12 protein-coding genes and 1 tRNA gene are annotated in these 18642 nt (G+C 65.5%); 6 read left to right on the top strand and 7 right to left on the bottom strand.

All coding sequences use genetic code 11. The annotated features are described in order from the left end of the window. Positions 1-24 precede the first annotated feature (24 nt). The 4 genes from ribA to KSS90_RS10370 form a co-directional block, all read right to left on the bottom strand. Positions 25-621, bottom strand: coding sequence for a GTP cyclohydrolase II RibA (gene ribA, locus KSS90_RS10385; protein WP_102685058.1), 597 nt, complete (start codon positions 619-621; stop codon positions 25-27). A gap of 34 nt (positions 622-655) precedes the next feature. Next, positions 656-1666 carry a formylglycine-generating enzyme family protein gene (locus KSS90_RS10380; RefSeq protein WP_217869294.1) on the bottom strand — a complete coding sequence of 337 codons (1011 nt, stop codon included), beginning with the start codon at positions 1664-1666 and terminating at the stop codon, positions 656-658. 65 nt (positions 1667-1731) lie between these two features. Next, a complete protein-coding gene (locus KSS90_RS10375; RefSeq protein ID WP_217869293.1) occupies positions 1732-2625 on the bottom strand; it encodes a VOC family protein in 894 nt (297 codons plus the stop codon). Then, positions 2625-3668 carry a methyltransferase gene (locus tag KSS90_RS10370; protein WP_217869292.1) on the bottom strand — a complete coding sequence of 348 codons (1044 nt, stop codon included), beginning with the start codon at positions 3666-3668 and terminating at the stop codon, positions 2625-2627. Before KSS90_RS10370 ends, KSS90_RS10375 begins: the two co-directional genes overlap by 1 nt. A gap of 310 nt (positions 3669-3978) precedes the next feature. Here KSS90_RS10370 and KSS90_RS10365 point away from each other — a divergent pair, with 310 nt between their 5' ends. Then, positions 3979-4623, top strand: a complete 645-nt coding sequence (locus KSS90_RS10365) for a helix-turn-helix transcriptional regulator (protein WP_217869291.1) — start codon at positions 3979-3981, stop codon at positions 4621-4623. Between the two features lie 30 nt (positions 4624-4653). Here the strand turns inward: KSS90_RS10365 and KSS90_RS10360 are convergent, their stop codons facing one another. Next, positions 4654-10989, bottom strand: a complete 6336-nt coding sequence (locus KSS90_RS10360) for a non-ribosomal peptide synthetase (protein ID WP_217869290.1) — start codon at positions 10987-10989, stop codon at positions 4654-4656. Positions 10990-11409: 420 nt separating this feature from the next. Between KSS90_RS10360 and KSS90_RS10355 the strand changes: the two genes are divergently transcribed. Both KSS90_RS10355 and KSS90_RS10350 read left to right on the top strand, forming a co-directional pair. Then, positions 11410-12162 (top strand): helix-turn-helix transcriptional regulator, encoded by a 753-nt coding sequence (locus tag KSS90_RS10355; protein WP_217869289.1) that lies wholly within the window; start codon positions 11410-11412, stop codon positions 12160-12162. A 16-nt stretch (positions 12163-12178) separates the two neighbouring features. Next, on the top strand, positions 12179-13609 hold the full coding sequence (locus tag KSS90_RS10350; protein ID WP_217869288.1) for an efflux transporter outer membrane subunit: 1431 nt from the start codon (positions 12179-12181) through the stop codon (positions 13607-13609). Here KSS90_RS10350 and KSS90_RS10345 read toward each other — a convergent pair. Then, positions 13579-14331: an AraC family transcriptional regulator gene (locus tag KSS90_RS10345; RefSeq protein WP_217869287.1), complete on the bottom strand. Its 753-nt coding sequence runs from the start codon at positions 14329-14331 to the stop codon at positions 13579-13581. The two genes, KSS90_RS10350 and KSS90_RS10345, sit on opposite strands and share 31 nt — an antisense overlap. Positions 14332-14679: 348 nt before the next feature. On the opposite strand from KSS90_RS10345, the gene KSS90_RS10340 reads away from it, so the two are divergent. Then, the gene (locus KSS90_RS10340; RefSeq protein ID WP_217869286.1) at positions 14680-15639 is read left to right on the top strand and encodes a nucleoside-specific channel-forming protein Tsx; all 960 of its coding nucleotides are present in this window, start codon (positions 14680-14682) and stop codon (positions 15637-15639) included. A 446-nt stretch (positions 15640-16085) separates the two neighbouring features. Here the strand turns inward: KSS90_RS10340 and KSS90_RS10335 are convergent. Next, positions 16086-16173 (bottom strand) — tRNA-Ser (locus tag KSS90_RS10335). A 147-nt stretch (positions 16174-16320) separates the two neighbouring features. Here KSS90_RS10335 and KSS90_RS10330 point away from each other — a divergent pair. Next, positions 16321-16992: a Bax inhibitor-1/YccA family protein gene (locus KSS90_RS10330; protein WP_028692373.1), complete on the top strand. Its 672-nt coding sequence runs from the start codon at positions 16321-16323 to the stop codon at positions 16990-16992. 211 nt (positions 16993-17203) lie between these two features. Next, the gene (locus KSS90_RS10325) at positions 17204-18583 is read left to right on the top strand and encodes a nucleobase:cation symporter-2 family protein (protein WP_038705848.1); all 1380 of its coding nucleotides are present in this window, start codon (positions 17204-17206) and stop codon (positions 18581-18583) included. Positions 18584-18642: the final 59 nt, after the last annotated feature.

Genomic DNA, 18642 nt, shown 5'->3' with positions numbered 1-18642 from the left:
CGAAAGATCCTTTTTCGCTGGAGGTCAGAGCTTGATCGAGTGGGCGGACTTGACCGCCTTCGCCTGCAAGTAGTTGCGGTTGTGGTTGGTCAGGAACACCCCGGTGGGTACCTGCTCGATCACATCGATGCCGCCGGCGCGCAACTGCGCGACCTTCTCCGGGTTGTTGGTCAACAGACGGCACTGGTCTACGCCCAGGGCGCGCAGGATCTGCACGGCAGGGTCGAAGGAGCGCGAGTCGGCCAGGTGGTTGAGGCGCAGGTTGGCTTCGTAGGTGTCCAGGCCCGAGTCCTGCAGCAGGTAGGCCTCGAACTTCGAATACAGGCCGATGCCGCGCCCTTCCTGGCGTAGGTAGATCAGGTAGCCGCCGACCTCCTTGAGGGTGCGCAGGGCTTCCTGCAGCTGCGGACCGCAATCGCAGCGCTGCGAGCCGAACACATCGCCGGTGATGCACTCGGAATGCACCCGTACCAGCGGCACGTCGCACTGATCGCGACCGATACCCACGGCGAAGTGCTCCTGATCGCGCTCGAAGCCGTGGAAGCCGAAGAAATGGGCATCGACATCGCCGCCGAGGATGGAAATCGGCACGATGGTGTGAAGCGAAACATCCTTGTTCATGGAATCAGACCTCTTGCACGGAAGACGGAAAAACTCAGTTGTGGTTTTCGACCAGGCGCAAACCCATGACGTAGATCGGTCGTGGGTAACGCCCGTGGCGACGCGCGGTGCGCGCCAGGTCGCGGAAACGGGTGAAGCTGCCACCGCGGGCCACGCGGTGGGTGCCGACATCGAGCACCAGGTCGTCCTTGATGCGCGGGCCACCGGGGTAAGGCTGGTAGTCCTCGGCGACGTACTCCTCGACGTTGCCGGCCATGTCCAGCACGCCGAACGGCGAGGCGCCGTCGATGAACACGCCGACCGGCGTGCTGTCCAGGTAACCCAGTTCGGCGGTGTTGGCGTGCTCGACCTGGTAGGCGTCGCCCCAGGGGAACTGGCGCCCTTCGGGGCCGGCGGCGGCATACTCCCACTGCGCCTCGGTGGGCAGGGCGAAGCGCCGGCCGGTGCGCTCGCTGAGCCAGCGCGCATAGGCATCGGCATCGCTGGCCGAGACGCTGTACACCGGATGGTTGGCATGGTGCCTTGGGTAGCGGCCAAAGGCCCAGCCGTCGGGGATGCCGGTATGACCGCTGTCGAGCAGGAACTGGCGATACTCCTGGTGCGTCACCGGGAAACGGGCGATACGGAACGCCGCCAGGTCGACCGCATGACGCGGGGTCTCCTTGTCGATCCAGCTGCGGTCCAGGCCCAGCCCGTCGAACTGGTCCATCACCTGTGCCACCGCGCCTGGGTCCAGGCCGATGCGCACGCGCGCCGCGGGAATGTCGATCATGTCCGGGGCGAAGGTGTCGATGCGTGGATCACCGCGCAGCGCCAGCACCTCGCCGGCGCCGATGCGACGCGCCAAAGGCTGGCTCTGCTGTTCCAGGATGGCGAGCAGGACATCCAGCGGAGCCTGCAGCAGTTCGGCGAACGCCTCGCCGACCTTGGCCTGCAGGGGATGCTCCTGGTACTGCTCGGGATAACCCATCAATGCCCGGTCGCTGACATCTTTGGGCAGCGGGCTGGGCAGCCGTGGCCAATGCCACTGTTTGTAGCTGTTCATGCGAATACCTGCCTGGGCACAGGCCTGCACGCACAAAGGCGCGGCAGGCGTGTGACGACGTGGGATCAGAGACGGTCGAGGAGCAACCGCGGGTTGCTTTCGATCATCTCCACCTCGGCGCTGTACACCTCGATCACCAACCCATCGGGGTCTTCGAAGTACACGGCGCTGCGCACGTTGTCCGGCCCATGGTGGTAACCCGGTGCCGGGCCGTTGCCCTTGACCAGCTTGATGGTGCCGGCGGCGGTGACCTGGTCGGCAATGCGCCTTACATCCTCGGGCAGTGCCCGTATGCCGATGTGGTAGCCAGCCGGGTAGCTGAATGACTCGCTCTGCTCGATGAAGAAATCGAAGCCATTGAGTTCCATCACCGCCTTACGCGGGCCGAGGTTGTAGCAGTAGTTGGCGCCGAGGATGTCACTGTAGAAGGCCTTGGACGCCTCCAGGTCGCGGGTCAGGATGTTCACGTGGTTCATTTCCGGGCGCTGCCTGGCCCGCGCCGCCTCGTCCAGCCCCAGGCCGTCGAGGGAGCGCCACAGTTTGGTTGCCGCAGCGAACTTGGCGAAGCCCGCCAGCCAATCCTTGATCGCCACCGCGGGCGCCTGCCCACTGGCGATATCCAGCGGATACGGGTAGAGGAAGCCCTGGCTGGCCTGCTGCCACTGGGCGATCACCGCCGTAGCGGACGGCAGCTGCGCCAGCGTGCCTTGCACCCGCACCAGTACCAGCGCGGTATTGCGGCACAGGCCGGCGGCCTCGCTGAGCAGGGTGTTCAGCGCCGCGGGGGGCGTGGCACTGTCGAGCAGCAGGCAGACCGCGTCCACCGGCCCCTGACCAACCGGCTTCTGGCTGACCTGCAGGCTGAACCCCGCTGCCGCCGCCACGCTGCCCAGGCTGTCCAGGGCCTGGGCAGCCGCGTCCCCGAGCGGCGCGGCGTGCAATGCCAATAGACGCAACATCAGGCAGCCCTCCGCCCGATCAGCAGGGTGTAGCGGCCTATCGGCTCCTGCTCCACCGTGAGCCCCGCCGCTGCCATGCTGTCTATCAGATAGCGGCTCGGATGCAGTTCGCCGTTGACGGTGTTGAGCATCATGTGCAGGGAGAAGTCGGCCGACAGGGCCGGATGAATCTCATCGTCTTCCAGGGCCATGCTCAGCACCAGCAGCGCGCCGTCGCCCTCGACCATGCCGGCGGCACCGGCGATCAGGGTACGCACCTGCTCGCGGGTGAAGTAGTGCAGGCAGTCGTTGAGCATCACCACATCGGCGCGCTCGCCCTGGTACTGGGCCAGGTCCAGCAGGTTGCGGGCATGGAAGCCCAGGCGCTCGTCGAGCCGGTACTTGGCGAAGGTGGCCGCGGCCGCCTCGCGGGTGGGCTCCAGGTCCCAGACCTCGCCCTTGACCTGCGGATGGCGGCTGGCGATCTCGGCCAGGTAGGTGCCGTGGCCGCCGGCCAGGTCGATTACCCGACGGGCCTTGTCGAACAGCGGCAGGTCACGCAGCACGTCGACCATGGGCTGGCTGAAACGGACCATGGCGTCGTTGAAGGCATCGCGGGCCGCCAGGTCGTGCTTGAAGCGGTTTTCCTGCTGGAAATCCAGGGAGCCGCGGCTGCGCAGCACCTCATCCAGGCGTGGCCAGTTGTGCCATTGCAGGCGTTGGTGATCGATGATCGGGCCGATGAACTCGGCACTGTCGCTGACCAGGAAGCGCTGGCTCAGCGGCAGGTTCTCGAAGCCTTGCCCCGTACGCTTCAACAGGCCCATGGCCACCAGCGCGTTGAGGAGGATGCGCCCCTTGTTCGGCACCCAACCCAGCGCATCGCTCAAGGCCTGGGCACCGACCGGCTGGCGGGTGTGGTCGAATACACGCTGGGCCAGCGCCGAATGCAGGATGGCGGACTGACGGTATTGGTCGGAGAGCTTTACCAGGTCGACCACGCTTTGCAGGCTGCTCACTTCATCGGCGTGTTCATAGATGGTCACGGGTTTCTGGGCATTCATGCACTCACATCCCTGTCGAGTTGTTGTTGATGGGCCCATGCCCGGCATTTGCCAGCAAGGTGTCGACGCACTTGCACGCACCCCTCCCTGGGACCGGCAAGCATAGGCTCCGCACATCAGCCTAGACCTGGAACAAATAAATACAACTAATACCTTTTATATTTTTATCGCATATAAATTTTCTCATCGATAATTGTTCCCCTTGCACAAATCACTACGAATCCGAGCTATCCTTGGCCCACTTGCCTGTGCAACGGATGGCCCAGGAGAGTGCCCGATCCGCTCAATCACGCCCGGTTTCCAGCGCTCCATGACCTCGACCACCGTAGATTCGAACTGCACCGCCGACCGCATCCTGTTCCTGCTCAAGACCCGCGGGCCGCTCAAGACCGCCGACCTGGCACAATTGCTCGCCATCACCTTCGAAGCCACCCGCCAGCAGGTGCAGAAACTGCAGGCGGCCGAGCTGATCAGCGGCATCAGCGTGCCGGCCAAGGGCGCCGGGCGGCCTTCGCAGAAATGGGCGTTGACCGCCACCGCCCAGCGCCGCTTCCCCGACTCCCATAGCGTGCTGACCCTGCAACTGATCGAGAGCGTCGAGCAGGTGTTCGGCAGCGACGGTGTCGACCGCCTGATCAGCCGCATGGAAGACAGCAACAGCCGTGAATACCAGCAGGCCTGTGCCGGCGCCGACAGCCTCGAGGACAAGGTACGCACCCTTGTGCAATTGCGTGAGCGGGCGGGCTACATGGCCGAGATGCAGGCCGACGGCGACGACTGGCTGATCGTCGAGAACCACTGCCCGATCTGCATTGCCGCCACCCGCTGCCAAGGCTTCTGCCGCAGCGAGCTGCAGGTGTTTCAGGCGGCAATCGGCGAGCAAGGGCTGGTGGAGCGCTGCGAGCACCTGATCTCGGGGGACCGGCGCTGCGTCTATCGCATCTCGCCGAAGTAGCCCCCACGCAGTGCTCTTCACGCTACCCCATCAGATCCGCCGCCTGCCCTTCAGCACCGGGACGGTGGTCTGGGCGATCTCCACCTGCACCTGATCGCGGCGGGTATTGGCCGCCAGTTCCGCCAGCGTCGGCTGGCTGAACAGCAACCGTGCATCGGCGTGCAAGCCGGCCTGGCGCATGCGCGCCACCAGGCTGACCGCCAGCAGCGAGTGCCCGCCCAGCTCGAAGAAGTTGTCGTCGCGACCGACCTGCTCAATCTTCAGCACTTCGGTCCAGATCTGCGCCAACGCCTGCTCCAGCTCATCGCGCGGTGCCTGGTAGGACCGGCTGATCACCGCAGCCGCGCCGGGCACCGGCAAGGCGTTGCGATCGACCTTGCCATTGGCGCTCAGCGGCAGTTCGGCCAGCAGCACATAGGCCGACGGCACCATGTAGGCCGGCAGGCGCGCCAGCAGGTAGGCACGCAACGTTTCCAACGCGGGCGCGTCGTGGCCATCGCGGCAGCTGGCATAGGCCACCAGGCGATCATCGCGCACCAGCACCACGGCCTGGCCCAGGGCCGGGTGGCTCGCCAGCAGGGCCTCGATCTCGCCCGGCTCGATACGCAGGCCATTGAGCTTGACCTGGAAGTCGTTGCGGCCAAGGAACTCCAGCTCGCCATCAGCGCGGTAACGCACCAGGTCGCCGGTGCGATACAGCCGGTCACCAGCCACGAACGGGCTGGCGATGAAGCGCTCGGCCTGCAGCGTCGGCAGGTTCAGGTAGCCACGGGCCACGCCGATGCCGCCAATGTGCAGCTCGCCGGCACAGCCCATGGGCACCGGGCGGTCATGGGCGTCGAGCACATACAGGCGGGTGTTGCCGATTGGCCGCCCGATCGGTGGGACGACGACGGGCAGTGGTTGCTGCGGTTCCAGGGTCCAGGCGGTGCTGTCGACGGTGGCCTCGGTGGGGCCATAGACATTGTGCAGGCGTACCTGGGGCAGTCGCTCGCGCACGCGCTGCGCCAGTGCCAGGGTCAGTTCGCCGCCACCGCAGAACAAATCGCGCAGGCTGGTGCAGCGCTCCACGCCCGGGGTGTTGAGGAATGCATGCAACAAGGCCGGCACGAACTTCACGGTAGTCACCCTGCGGGCCTGGATCAGTTGCGCCAGGTAGGCCGGGTCACGGTGACCGTCGGGACGCGCCAGCACCAGGCGCAGCCCGGCGCACAGCGGCCAGAACAGCTCCCACACCGAACCGTCGAAACTGAACGGCGCCCGTTGCAGCAGCGCATCGTCGGCCTGTGGTGGGCACAGGTCGCTGCCCCAGCGCATCAGGTTGCACAACCCGCGGTGCTCGACCATCACGCCCTTCGGCGCCCCGGTGGTGCCCGAGGTATACATGACATAGGCCAAGTGCCCGCCACCAAGCTCCGCTAGCGCGGGCGCCTGGTCGCTGTGCATCTGCCAGGTCCCCTGGTCAAGGTCCACCAACGGTGTTGGCTGGCCATCGAACAAGCCGCGGGTGGCGCCCTGCACCAGCAGCGCCAGCGGTGCGCTGTCGGCGAGCAGGTAGTGCAGGCGCTCGTCGGGGTAGCCAGGGTCCAGCGGCACATAGGCGCCACCGGCCTTGAGCACGCCCAGCAAGCCGACGATGAGCTGCACGCCGCGCTCAAGGCACACGGCGACACGGGTATCAGGCTGCACACCGAGGCCGATCAGGTAATGCGCCAGGCGATTGGCCTGGACATCGAGCTCGCGGTAGGTCAGTTGCGTCGCGTCGGTCTGCAGGGCCACGGCATCCGGCGCGCGCCTCACCTGAGCGGCGAACAAGGCTGGCAGATGCGGATAACTCGGGTCCAGCGCCACCTCGGTGGCATTGGCGGTGTCCAGCAGGTAGCGGCGCTCATCATCCGGCAGGGTCGACAGCGATTCGAGCGCCACCGACACTTCGCTGCCCAGCGCCTCGGCCAGGGCGCGCAGCGCGCACGACACATGCCCGAGCACGCGCCCGGCACCCAGCTCACGGGGTGCGCGCACGCTCAGGCGCAGGCTGTCGCCCTGCTCGTCCACGGTCAGCACCAAGGCATGGCTATGCACCTCGCTGGCGTCGAGCAGGGTCACGCCAGGCAGCGCCACGCTAGCCGCGGCGCCATGCCGGTAGTTGAGCAGGCTGTCGAACAACGCCACGCCAGCCGGCAGGCCACTGCAACGTTGGGCCAGCACCAAGGGCGCATCCTCGTGGCCGAGCAAGTCCGCCAGTTGTCCATGGACAGTCAGCAGCGCCTGGGCCACGCTGCGTCCCGCCAGTGACACCCGCAGCGGCAGGCTGTTGATGAACATGCCCAGCGCCCGGTCGGCGCCCTCGCCCGCCATCACCCGTCCCAGCAGCACAGTGCCGAACAGCACCTCGTCACGGCCTCCCAACGTCCCCAGTACCTGCGCCCAGGCCAGGTGCATCAGGCTGCCCAGGCCGACACCGTGCTGGCGCACGCGCTGGCGCAGTGTCGAGGCCAGGGCCCCGGGTACGGTGACGGCGCAAGTCTCGACGGGCGCCTGCTGCCCCTCAGCCATGCCGGCCAAGCGGGGTGGCGCCTCCACCCCGGCCAGGGCCTTGCGCAGGTAAGCCTCATGCCGCGCCTGCCGGCTCTGGTCACGGCTCAGGGCCACATAGTTGCGGTAGGCCACGGGGGCAGCCAGGGTATGGCCTGCCCCTGTCATCAGCGCGCCCAGCTCGGCCAGCAGCACCTGCACCGACACCGCGTCGTTGACCAGATGGTGGAAATGCAGCAGGCCGAGCCAACGCGCCTGCGCACGCTCCTCGACACAGGCCAAGGCCATCATCGGCGCCTGGCGCAGGTCCAGCCGCAACGCCTGTTCGCGCAACCGCGTGGCCGCATCGCCCGGGCCAGGCTCGAGCACGCGCAACGGCAGCCAGGCCTGGCGCCAGACCACCTGCTGGGGTTGCGGCAAGCCTTCCCAGGCCAGGCTGGTGCGCAGGATATCGTGGCGTTCGATGACCCGAGCCAGGGCCTGGTTGAACGCCTCCAGCGCCGCCCTGCTGTCGAAGGCGAACAGCGCCTGCTGCTGGTAGGGATCGTGGTCGTCGGTGAGGTGGTGATACAGCAGCCCCTCCTGCAAGGGCGCCAGGGGATAGATCTCCTGCACATTGGCCGCGCCGCCCGGAACCGTGCCGACGATGTGGTCGATGCTGGCCTGGTCGAGGCGGGTCAAAGCCAGCATTTCGGGAGTGATGCGCTGGCAACCCGGCGCCACGCGATTGGCCGGCACCGCTTGCGCGGGATCGCTGCCCAGCGATGCGGCGAGGCTGGCCAGGGTCGGCTGGCCGAACAGTACCTGGGCGTCGGCGTGCAGCCCTGCCTGGCGCATGCGCTCGATCAGGCGTACCGCCAGCAGCGAATGGCCACCCAGTTCGAAGAAGTGATCATGCCGGCCGATCTGCTCTACCTCCAGCAGCTCGGCCCATAGCGCGGCCAGGCGCTGCTCGAGTTCACCCTGCGGCGGTTCATGCGGGCGCCGCACCGAGGCTTCGCTGCCCGGCGCTGGCAGGGCACGACGGTCGAGTTTGCCATTGGCGGTCAGCGGCCAGGCCGCCATCGCCACATAGGCCGCTGGCAGCAATGCCGAGGGCAGGCGGTCGCGCAGGTGCTCATGCAGGTCCAGCGGGGTCAGTATCTGCCCAGCGACATACCAGGCCACCAGTTGCCCGTCGCGCAGCAGTACCACAGCCTCGCGCACGGCCGCATGGCTGGCCAGCGCGCTCTCGATCTCGCCCAGCTCCACCCGCACACCGCGGATCTTCACCTGGTCGTCGCTGCGCCCGAGGTATTCCAGGGTGCCCTCGGGCAACCAGCGCACCAGGTCCCCTGTGCGGTACATCCGCGCGCCAGGCTGCTGGGCGAACGGGTCGTCGAGGAAGCGTTCGGCAGTGAGCTCGGGGCGGTTCAAGTAGCCACGGGCGACCCCGGCACCACCAATGTACAACTCGCCCACGGCGCCCACCGGCAGTTGCCGGCCCTGGGCGTCCAGCACGTACAGGCGCGCATTGGCCACCGGCGCGCCGATATGCAGCACCTGCCCAGGGCGCACCTCGCCAGCGCTGGCGACCACCGTGGCCTCGGTCGGGCCGTAGTTGTTGATGATCCGATAGCCTCGCTCACGCGCCAGGCGCCGCAGGCGATCACCACCTACCAACAAGGTCTGCAGGGTCGGGTGCGGCTCCCCCTGGGCGAAGGCATGTTCGGCCACGGGCGTGGGCAGGAAGCTGACTTGTAGCGGCTGGGCACGCCACCAGCGCAACAGTGCATCGATGTCCTCGCCCCCCTCGCCCACTGGCGCCAGGTGCAGGGTCGCGCCGGCGCAAAGCGCTGGCCAGACTTCCCAGGCCATGGCATCGAAGCCGAAGCCGGCCAGGCTTGAGGTATGGCTGCCCGGGTGCAGGTCGAAGGCAGCGCAGTGCCAGTCGACCAGGTTGGCCAACATGCGGTGCTCGACCATTACGCCCTTGGGTTGGCCGGTAGAACCGGAGGTGTAGATCACGTAGACCAGGTTGGCGCCGGACAGCCGCTCTACCTGGGGGTTGGCCAGCCCAGCCGTGGCCGATGGCAGGCGGTCCAGCTCGATCACCGGCACGTTTGTGGCCGGCAGGCGGTCACGCAGGCCTGAGAGGGTCAGCACCACCTTCGGTGCGCAGTCATCGATCAGGTACTGCAGGCGCTCGCTCGGGTGCGCCGGGTCCACCGGCACATAGGCCGCACCAGCCTTGAGCACCGCGAGCAAGCCGACCAGGGTGTCCAGGCCGCGCCGGGCGAGCACCGCCACCCGCTGCTCTGGCAGCACGCCCATGGCCAGCAGCTGTGCGGCCAGCTGGTTGGCGCGGTCGTTCAGCTCGCCATAACTCAGGCTGCGCCCCTGATGCACGGCGGCCGTCGCCTCGGCGCGTGTTGCGGCCTGGGCCTCGATACGGCGGTGAATCAGTGCCGGCCCATCGGGGTCTTGGGCGGTGGCGTTCCACTGGCGCAGGCGCTGGTGTTCCTCGGCAAGCAACAGGTCGTAGCTGTCGATGCCCGCCTGAGGTTGCTCGAGCCCTTGGGCCAGCACGTGAAGCAAGCGCGCGCTGAACACTTCGACATCTTCGGGTGCCAGCCAGGCCTGGTTGTAAACCAGATGCAGCCAGGCCTTGCCATTGTGTGGGTTGGTGCGCAGGTGAAGCGATAGCGGGGTGGGTTCGTGATCATTGCACACCTTGATGCTGTGCGCGCCGAGGCTGCCGTAACGCAGGTCGTGGCCCTCTTCCTCGTAGGACACGGTGATCTCGAACAACTGCCCACGCCCTTCGCGGGACAAGCCCAGCGCACGGTTGAGCTCGCTGAGCGGCAAGCGCTGGTGGCGCAAGTCGCGCCTGAGCGCATCGCCGATGCTGCGTACCAACCCGGCGAAGCTCAAGGTCCTGCCGAAGTCCATGCGCAAGGCGTTGACTTGAACGAACAGGCCCAGCGTGGCCTTGGCCCGCGCACTGCCACGGTTGCGCACTGGCAGGCCGACCACCCAGTCGTCGCGCTGCCATGCCCTGGCACAGCACACATGCAAGGCCGCCAGCAGCACATGGGCTACCGACCCTTGCAGCGCGTCGGCCAAGTGCTGCATGCGCTCCAGCAGGCCAGTGTCGAAGCTGCGCTCCAAGGCGTGACCAGGCGTGGCGCCAGGGGGCAGGCCCTGCTCCCTCGGACGCAGCAGCGCATCCGGAAGTTGTGGATAGCGTCCCAGCCAGTAAGCCAGATCACGCTGCTGGCGGGGCGAGTTCTGGTAGGCCTGGTCATCTTCGATGAACGCCTGGTAGGACGGTGCCGTGTCCGGCAGCGACTGCCCCAGCTCCAGGAGGCCATAGTACTGCCCCAACTGGTGGAGCAACTGCTCCAGGCCCCAGCCGTCGAGGATCAGATGATGGGCCTGCAACATCAGCAGGCTGCGCCCGGCGTCGACATTTAGCAATGCCATGCGCAGCAGCGGCCCAGCCTCGAGGTCGAAAGGCTGCTGCAGCAAAGTCTTGCTCAGACGCTGCGCAGCCTCGAACGGCGCAGCCTGCCCGCGCAGATCATGCTCGTCCAGCGGCACCCGCATATGGGGCACGAATCGCTGGCGGGCCACGCCATCTTCCCCGGCCTCACGCACCAGCACCGTGCGTAACCCGTCATGCAGGCTGACCAGATGGTCCAGCGCGCGTCGCAGCAGGCCGCTGTCCACAGCGCCATCGAATGAGAGGTAGCCACCGACATTGTAAAGCGGCGAATCGCCATGGCTGATCTGGTCAAGCCAGATATCGCGCTGGGCGCAGGTCAGGGGAAAGGTGTCGGCGGCGAACATGGCGTGGATCTTCCTTGAAACGGGGGTCGTCCGCGGATTCAAGCACCCACCCCGGCCCCTGTATGGCCCCCCAAACCCGGACAATGGCAGGGGCCTTTTTGCTCAGCCCGAGCCTGCGGAATCTTTTGTAGGAGATTGACGCTATCGGGCAGCCGGCAGCGGCCTACCCCTGTGAGCGAGCGTGGCAAACGCCGCCGATCTGGCCGCTTATTGGCGCCAATTGTCCGACAACCCTGCGATCCGCAAGGCACACACAGGGGAAAACACCAACTTTTCTTGTCGGATTAATTGGCATTTCCTGTCCCCGCTTTCCGCTACAGACGCAGGCTCGGAGCCTGCTATTCAATAGCGCCAAGCCCCAGCACAGAGAGGACTCGACCGCGAGACCCGCCGCGTTACCGGATCAAGGAAGACAAGCACATGAAGCTGATCGACAGCCTCGAACACTGCCACGACCCGCACTTGTACCTGCAACTGGGGGCACTGGTTGCCAGCACCGGCGATGGCACCTTCGCCGAACAGATGCTCCAGCTGATCGGCGACCAGGTGCCGATCCATCGGCTCGACCTCAGCGAGTGGACCCTCGACAGCGACCAGGCCAGCATCCGCCAGGTCAAGGTGCTGGGCAGTGCCGGCCACCCCGAGGAAACACCGGTTCAGGAGCCTCTGCGCCACCCCCTGCTGCAAAGCATCATGCGCATGGAAGACCCGCTGCTGATCCAGATAAACGCCCCCGTCCACCAGTGCAACCTGGTGTCACGCAGCGGCAATCGACGCTGGGTCATCTGCTGCCAACGCCTGCGCAGCGAGCGAATGTTCTCTCTTGCCGAACTGTCGTTGCTCAAGCGCCTGTCCGACACGCTGCTGCCGTTGGTCGAGCACCACGCTCAGTTGTTCCTGCAGGCGGTCAATCGCCGCCCAGGCAGCCTGCTGCCGGATGACTCCGGTTCCCTGCGCCAAATATTCACCGAGCGCCTGGAGCAAGAGGCGGTCCGTCTGTCCGCCCGAGAGCAAGAGGTGTGCATCGGCTTGCTCACCGGCGGCACCGTGCCGCAGATGGCCCTGCGCCTGAACGTCAAGAGCAGCTCGATCGAGACCTACCTCAAACGCGCCACCGCCAAACTCGGCGTCAGCGGACGCCATGGCCTGGCCCGCTGGATGGCCGGCACCTGAACCCAGAGAACCTGCCATGCCGCGCATCACCTTTCCCTTACTTGCCCTGATACTGACCGGCTGCAGCCTGGCCCCCGATTACCAGCGCCCACTTTCGCCCAGCGCCGAGCAGTACCCCACGGGGCCCGCGTATCAGGGCGGACCGTCTACCACGGCGCTGCCGCGCGACTGGCAGGGGGTGTTCCACGACCCGGCACTGCGCCAGTTGCTCGACGTCGCCCTGGCCAACAACCGCGACCTGCGCGTGGCCCTGCTCAATACCGAAGCCTATCGCGCCCAGTACCGCATCCAACGCGCCGAACTGCTGCCGAAGATCGCCGCCAATGCCCAGGGCACGCGCCAGTACCTGCCACGGCGGCGTACCGGTGGTGAGGGCGTGATCAGCACCCAGCAATCGGCCACCATTGGCATCAGCGCCTACGAGTTGGACCTGTTCGGCCGGCTGCGCAGCCTCAGCGACCAGGCCCTGCTGAACTACCTGGCCACCGACGAAGCCCGGCGCGGCGCCGAGCTCAGCCTGATCAGCAGCGTCGCCGGCGCCTACCTGACCTGGCGCGCCGACCAGGAGTTGCTGGCCCTGTCGCGCCAGACCTTGCAGGCCGACGAGCAGAGCCTGCGCCTGACCCAGCGCCAGCGCCGCACCGGCACGCTGTCGGCACTCGACCAGATCCAGGCCACCACGCGCGTCGACAGCACACGCGCCGCCGTGGCGCGCTACACCCGCCTCGCCGCCCAGGACCTCAACCAGTTGCAGCGCCTGGTCGGCGCGCAGGTCGAACCACAGCTACCGGCCCTGCCCCTGGCCGACGATCAAATTACCCGGGTGCCAGCCGGCCTGCCCGCCGAGCTGTTGCAACGCCGGCCCGATATCCGCCAGGCCGAATACCAGTTGCAGGCTGCCAACGCCAACATCGGCGCGGCACGAGCGGCGTTCTTCCCGAGCATCAGCCTGACCGCCAATGCAGGCAGCAGCAGCCGCGAGCTGGCCGACCTGTTCGATGCCGGTACCGGCAGCTGGTTGTTCCAGCCGCAAGTACACCTGCCACTGTTCAATGCCGGCAGCCTGCGCGCCAGCCTCGATTACGCCAAGTTGCAAAAGGACATGCAGGTGGCGCGCTACGAGAAGTCGATCCAGGCCGCATTCCAGGAGGTGGCCGACGGCCTGGCGGCGCGCACCACCTACCAGCAGCAGTTGCAGGCCCAACGCGACCTGGTCGAGGCCAGCCAGCGCTACCACGACCTGGCCGAGAACCGCTACCGCACCGGCATCGACAGCAGCCTGACGTTCCTCGATGCGCAGCGCTCACTGTTCAGCGCCCAGCAAGGCCTGATCAGTGATCGCCTGGCGCAGTTGCTGGCCGAAGTGAACCTGTTCGTCGCGCTGGGCGGAGGCTGGGACGAAGCGCCGAGTCTGGCCTACCAGCGTTCGGCGGCCCTGCCAAAGTAGACCGATGGCGACACCCCGAGCGTGCGGCGAAACATCGCGCTGAACGCGCTGGGGCTGTCGTAGCCCAGGTCCAGCGCCACCTCCAATACCGACTGCCCGGCGGCCAGGGCATCCAGGCTGGCCAACAGACGCATGCGCCGCAGCCATTGCACCAGGCTCAGGCCGGTCTCGCGCTGGAAGGCACGGGTCAGGGTGCGCGGGTTCAGCCCGCTGTGGGCAGCGGCGCGGGCCAGGTTCCAGTCCTCGGACGGCGCCTGGCGCAGCGCTTCGCACAACGCCTGTAGGTGCGCCGAATGCGGGGTTGGCACATGCAGGGCGAACACCGGCAGCACGCGGATCTCGTCGAGGATAAGTTGCATGATCCGCGCCTCGCGACCGTACGCCGGATGGTCTGGGGCGATGTCCATGGCACTGATGATCAGCTCGCGCAGCAGCGGCGAGATCTCGATCACCTGGCACTGGCGCGGCAGATCCGGACGCGCGCCCGGTTCGACGAACAGGGTACGCATGCGCACCACGCCGGCCATGCGCAGCTCATGGTCGACAGCCGCCGGCACCCACACGCCTCGCCCAGGTGGCACCACCCAGTTGCCCTCGCGGGCACTGACCGTGATCACGCCGCTGAGGGCATGGATCAGCTGGGCACGGTCATGGCAATGCGGTGCGATGTACTCGCCATGGCGGTAGTTCTCGGCGAGCGGAAGGATGATCGGACGGGGCATCGGCGCGGTTCTGGCTTTGGCGAGCGGGCATTATTGGCGATGCGAGGACCAGAGGGGAATCCCATGATCCTGTAGGAGATCGCGGTGAGGTCGGCCTGCGGGGACGTTCGCTTGCAACAGATCAGCGGGGCCGCCCCCTCTTCGTATCCAGCTCCGAGGTCACGCCCACTCCAAGGCGGCTTTCTATCCCAAAGACGGTTCACACCCGAAATCAGCGCGGCTATAAACAACTCCGGCGATTTGGTACAGACTATGCAAACGTTTGCTCTTGGCCATTGAGCGAATAATCGCCGGAACTTCGTAGTTTTCTGACTTTCCGGCTCTCCACCGCATGAATAAGGACTTTCAATGCATCGACCGTCTTGCCTGTCCCCTGAGGGTCGCAGGCCCCTGATCGGCTGCCTGCTACTGGCAACTGTTACCGGACTACTCAGCGCCACTGCCCAAGCGCAGAGCAATGCCCCAGCCAAATCGGCCCAGAACGAAAGCCGGGCCCCGGCCGCCGCCCCAGCGTCATCCGGGCCCTACCTATCGGCCTGGTACAATCAGAACCTGACATTGATCGGCAGCAAGGACATCAGTTTCGGCCCGCAGCCGGCCGACGATATCTACCTGGAGTACGAATACTTCGGCCGCAAGGGGCCTTTCGAGCTGTACGGCTATATCGACATCCCGAAAATCCTCACCATCGGCAACAGCCATGACAAAGGCGTATGGGATCGCGGCTCGCCGCTGTTCATGGAGCATGAACCGCGGATTTCCATCGATTACCTGGCAGGACGAAGCCTGGCCGTCGGCCCGTTCAAGGAGTGGTTCGTGGCCTTCGACTGGATCTACGACCACGGCAGCAACAGCGCCAACCGTGCCAATACGCTGTACAGCGGCCTGGGCACCACTATCGACACTTATTCACGAGTCAACCTGTCGGCCAACCTCTATGGGCGTTACCAGTGGGAAAATTATGGCGCCAGCAACGAGTACTCTTGGGATGGTTACCGGGCCCAGCTCAAGTACATTGTGCCCATCGGCAAGTTCGACAACGGCGCCTCACTGACCTACATCGGCTTCACCAACTTCGATTTCGGCTCTGACCTGCACAAGGACAATCCAGCTCGCACGGCCAATGCCACAGTGTCCACCAATGTGTTGCTGTATGCCTTCACTCACCTGCGCTTCACCCTGGTAGGCCGTTACTTTCACAACGGCGGCAATTGGCAAGATGGCAGTGAGCTGGATTTCGGCGCTGGCGATTTCCGCGCACGGTCCAACGGTTGGGGGTATTACGCCGGCATCGGCTATCAGTTCTGAACGCTTAAGCCGTGGAGACTTTCACGGCTGCCAGAAGGGTTTCATGCGTACTGTGGCGTAGAAAGTCATGACACCTGCATCCTATCTGTTTCAAGCCTTACGACGACTACGCCTATAACCAACAATCGGCAGGACAGCTCCGCTAACCATCATCGCCGCTATACCCAAATGCCGGCAGCCCCAATTGCACCAGCGGCGGCGAAGCCAGCGCCCGTGGATAGCATCGGGATGGCAGCATTAGTGGAGGGGTTGCTGGCTGTCTTGCTCATGTCAATCGACCGAGAGACTTGCAGCACCTATGAGATCGAGCATTGCCAGACAATCGCCAGGCACCTGGCCTCCACTTTGCGATCTATAGCCCATTGCCCGCTCCAAAGGGCATTCGTCCAGGTAATTTCCAACACTCAATAACGCAAAAAGCCCTGACAATGTCAGGGCTTTGAATGTGGCGGAAGCGTAGAGATTCGAACTCTAGGATAGTTGCCCATCGACGGTTTTCAAGACCGTTGCCTTAAACCACTCGGCCACGCTTCCAGCTTGTTTTGCGGCGGCAATAATACCTTAATGTAACAAGCTGTCAAACTCTCTGTGTCGCGGCTTGTGACAGCTCTGATATGCTCTGCACCATACGTTCCACTACCGCAGGTCCCGGACCGCGGTTCCATCCCAAAGGAGTGCGCCATGCGCGAACAGGATTACGCCGTCCAACACGGCCAGCAGGTCGAGCAGCAGGAGGTCAGCAAGGTCCTGCGCAACACGTACAGCCTGCTGGCCCTCACCCTCGCCTTCAGCGGCATCATGGCCTTCGTCGCCCAGCAGATGCGTGTCGGCTACCCGAACATCTTCGTGGTGCTGATCGGCTTCTACGGCCTGTTCTTCCTCACCAACAAGCTGCGTGACTCGGCCTGGGGCCTGGTATCCACCTTCGCCCTCACCGGCTTCATGGGCTTCATCCTCGGCCCGATCCTCAACCGTTACCTGGGCATGGCCGGTGGCGCCGAAGTGGTCAGCTCGGCCTTCGCCATGACCGCCCTGGTGTTCGGCGGCCTGTCGGCCTACGTGCTGATCACCCGCAAGGACATGAGCTTCCTCAGCGGCTTCATCACCGCCGGTTTCTTCGTCCTGCTGGGTGCCGTGGTGGCCAGCTTCTTCTTCCAGATCAGCGGTCTGCAACTGGCGATCAGCGCTGGCTTCGTGTTGTTCTCGTCGGTCTGCATCCTGTTCCAGACCAGCGCCATCATCCATGGCGGCGAGCGCAACTACATCATGGCTACCATCAGCCTGTACGTGTCGATCTACAACCTGTTCGTCAGCCTGCTGCAACTGTTCGGCATCATGGGACGCGACGACTGATCGAATCGGTTGCCAGCGCCTCAGGAAAAGCCCGCTTCGGCGGGCTTTTTCGTGCCCGTTGAACAGCGCAGGGACCTCACAGAGATTGACTTAAAAGTCAGCTTATTAGCGCTTTCCTCCGGGATTGTGCGCCCATCGTGCTTGCCTCTACCGCGATGGCCGTTCTGCCCGTAGAATGCGCTCCTTTTTTCTTCCGGGGCGGCATTTTCCCATGAGTTCACACGAACACGGCCCAGGCGCGGCGGCGCCTGCCAATGAACTGGTCCTTGGCCTCGAGGACAAGCCTCGCCTGCTGATCGGCCTGCTGGCGGCGCTGCAGCACTTGCTGGCGATCATCGTGCCGATCGTCACACCGGGCCTGCTGATCTGTCAGGCGCTGGGCGTGTCGGCGCGTGACACCAACCTGATCGTGTCGATGTCGCTGGTGATCTCGGGCATCGCCACCTTTGTCCAGTGCAAGCGCTTTGGGCCGTTTGGTGCCGGGCTGCTGATCGTGCAGGGCACCAGCTTCAACTTCGTCGGCCCGCTGATCGCCGGCGGGGCGTTGATGGTCAAGCAGGGCACGCCAGTTGAAGGCGTGATGGCGGCGATCTTTGGCGTAGTCATCGCCGGTTCGTTCGTGGAAATGGGCGTGTCGCGCATCCTGCCCTTCGTCAAGCGCCTGATCACCCCGCTGGTGACCGGTATCGTCGTGCTGATGATCGGCCTGACCTTGATCAAGGTCGGCCTGATCAGCATGGGCGGCGGCTTCGGCGCCATGGCCAACGGCACCTTCGCCGATGGCGAGAACCTGCTGCTGTCGGGCGTGGTGCTGGCGATCATCGTCATCCTCAACCGTGTCCCGGTGGTATGGATGCGCAGCTGCGCCATCGTCATCGCCCTGGCTGTGGGCTACGCCCTGGCCGGGTACCTGGGCCGTCTGGACTTCACTGGCATGCATCAGGCCGCGCTGTTCCAGGTGCCGACGCCGTTGCACTTCGGCCTGGGTTTCTCCTGGTCGCTGTTTATCCCGATGCTGGTGATCTACCTGGTCACCTCGCTGGAGGCCATCGGTGACGTGACTGCGACCAGCAAGGTTTCGCGCCAGCCAGTCGAAGGCCCGGTGTGGATGCAGCGGATCAAGGGCGGTGTACTGGTCAACGGCGCCAACTCGCTGCTGGCGGGCCTGTTCAACACCTTCCCCAGCTCGATCTTCGCCCAGAACAACGGCGTGATTCAGCTGACCGGCATTGCCAGCCGCCATATCGGCATCTGGATCGCCGCCATGCTGATCCTGCTGGGCCTGTTCCCGTCGGTTGCCGGGGTGATCCAGGCAGTGCCGGAGCCAGTGCTCGGCGGCGCGGCCATGGTGATGTTCGGCGCCGTCGCGGCCTCGGGCATCAACATCCTCGCCAGCACCCGCCTTGACCGCCGCGCCCTGCTGATCATCGCTGTGTCGCTGTCGCTGGGCCTGGGCGTAGCCCAAGTGCCGGAGTTCCTCGCGCACATGCCAGCGGCGCTGCGCAACGTATTGGAGTCGGGGGTTGCCACCGGTGGCATCTGTGCCCTGGTGCTCAACTGGTTCCTGCCGGAAAGCAAAGACCAGGCCTGAGCCCCGCCAGCCAGAGCAGAAGCCCGTGCCCACCCGCACGGGCTTTTTGCTTTATCATG

Source organism: Pseudomonas maumuensis, from assembly GCF_019139675.1.
Classification (GTDB): Bacteria; Pseudomonadota; Gammaproteobacteria; order Pseudomonadales; family Pseudomonadaceae; genus Aquipseudomonas; species Aquipseudomonas maumuensis.
The sequence above is the reverse complement of the archived record's forward strand: the minus strand, read 5'-3'. Positions and strand labels throughout refer to the sequence as shown.

Coding starts and splice junctions, on each gene's coding strand:
- KSS90_RS10325 (WP_038705848.1), top strand. CDS start 17,204: ATGAGTTCACACGAACACGGCCCAGGCGCGGCGGCGCCTGCCAATGAA.
- KSS90_RS10350 (WP_217869288.1), top strand. CDS start 12,179: ATGCCGCGCATCACCTTTCCCTTACTTGCCCTGATACTGACCGGCTGC.
- KSS90_RS10365 (WP_217869291.1), top strand. CDS start 3,979: ATGACCTCGACCACCGTAGATTCGAACTGCACCGCCGACCGCATCCTG.
- KSS90_RS10340 (WP_217869286.1), top strand. CDS start 14,680: ATGCATCGACCGTCTTGCCTGTCCCCTGAGGGTCGCAGGCCCCTGATC.
- KSS90_RS10380 (WP_217869294.1), bottom strand. CDS start 1,666: ATGAACAGCTACAAACAGTGGCATTGGCCACGGCTGCCCAGCCCGCTG.
- KSS90_RS10355 (WP_217869289.1), top strand. CDS start 11,410: ATGAAGCTGATCGACAGCCTCGAACACTGCCACGACCCGCACTTGTAC.
- KSS90_RS10375 (WP_217869293.1), bottom strand. CDS start 2,625: ATGTTGCGTCTATTGGCATTGCACGCCGCGCCGCTCGGGGACGCGGCT.
- KSS90_RS10360 (WP_217869290.1), bottom strand. CDS start 10,989: ATGTTCGCCGCCGACACCTTTCCCCTGACCTGCGCCCAGCGCGATATC.
- KSS90_RS10345 (WP_217869287.1), bottom strand. CDS start 14,331: ATGCCCCGTCCGATCATCCTTCCGCTCGCCGAGAACTACCGCCATGGC.
- KSS90_RS10330 (WP_028692373.1), top strand. CDS start 16,321: ATGCGCGAACAGGATTACGCCGTCCAACACGGCCAGCAGGTCGAGCAG.
- KSS90_RS10370 (WP_217869292.1), bottom strand. CDS start 3,668: ATGAATGCCCAGAAACCCGTGACCATCTATGAACACGCCGATGAAGTG.
- ribA (WP_102685058.1), bottom strand. CDS start 621: ATGAACAAGGATGTTTCGCTTCACACCATCGTGCCGATTTCCATCCTC.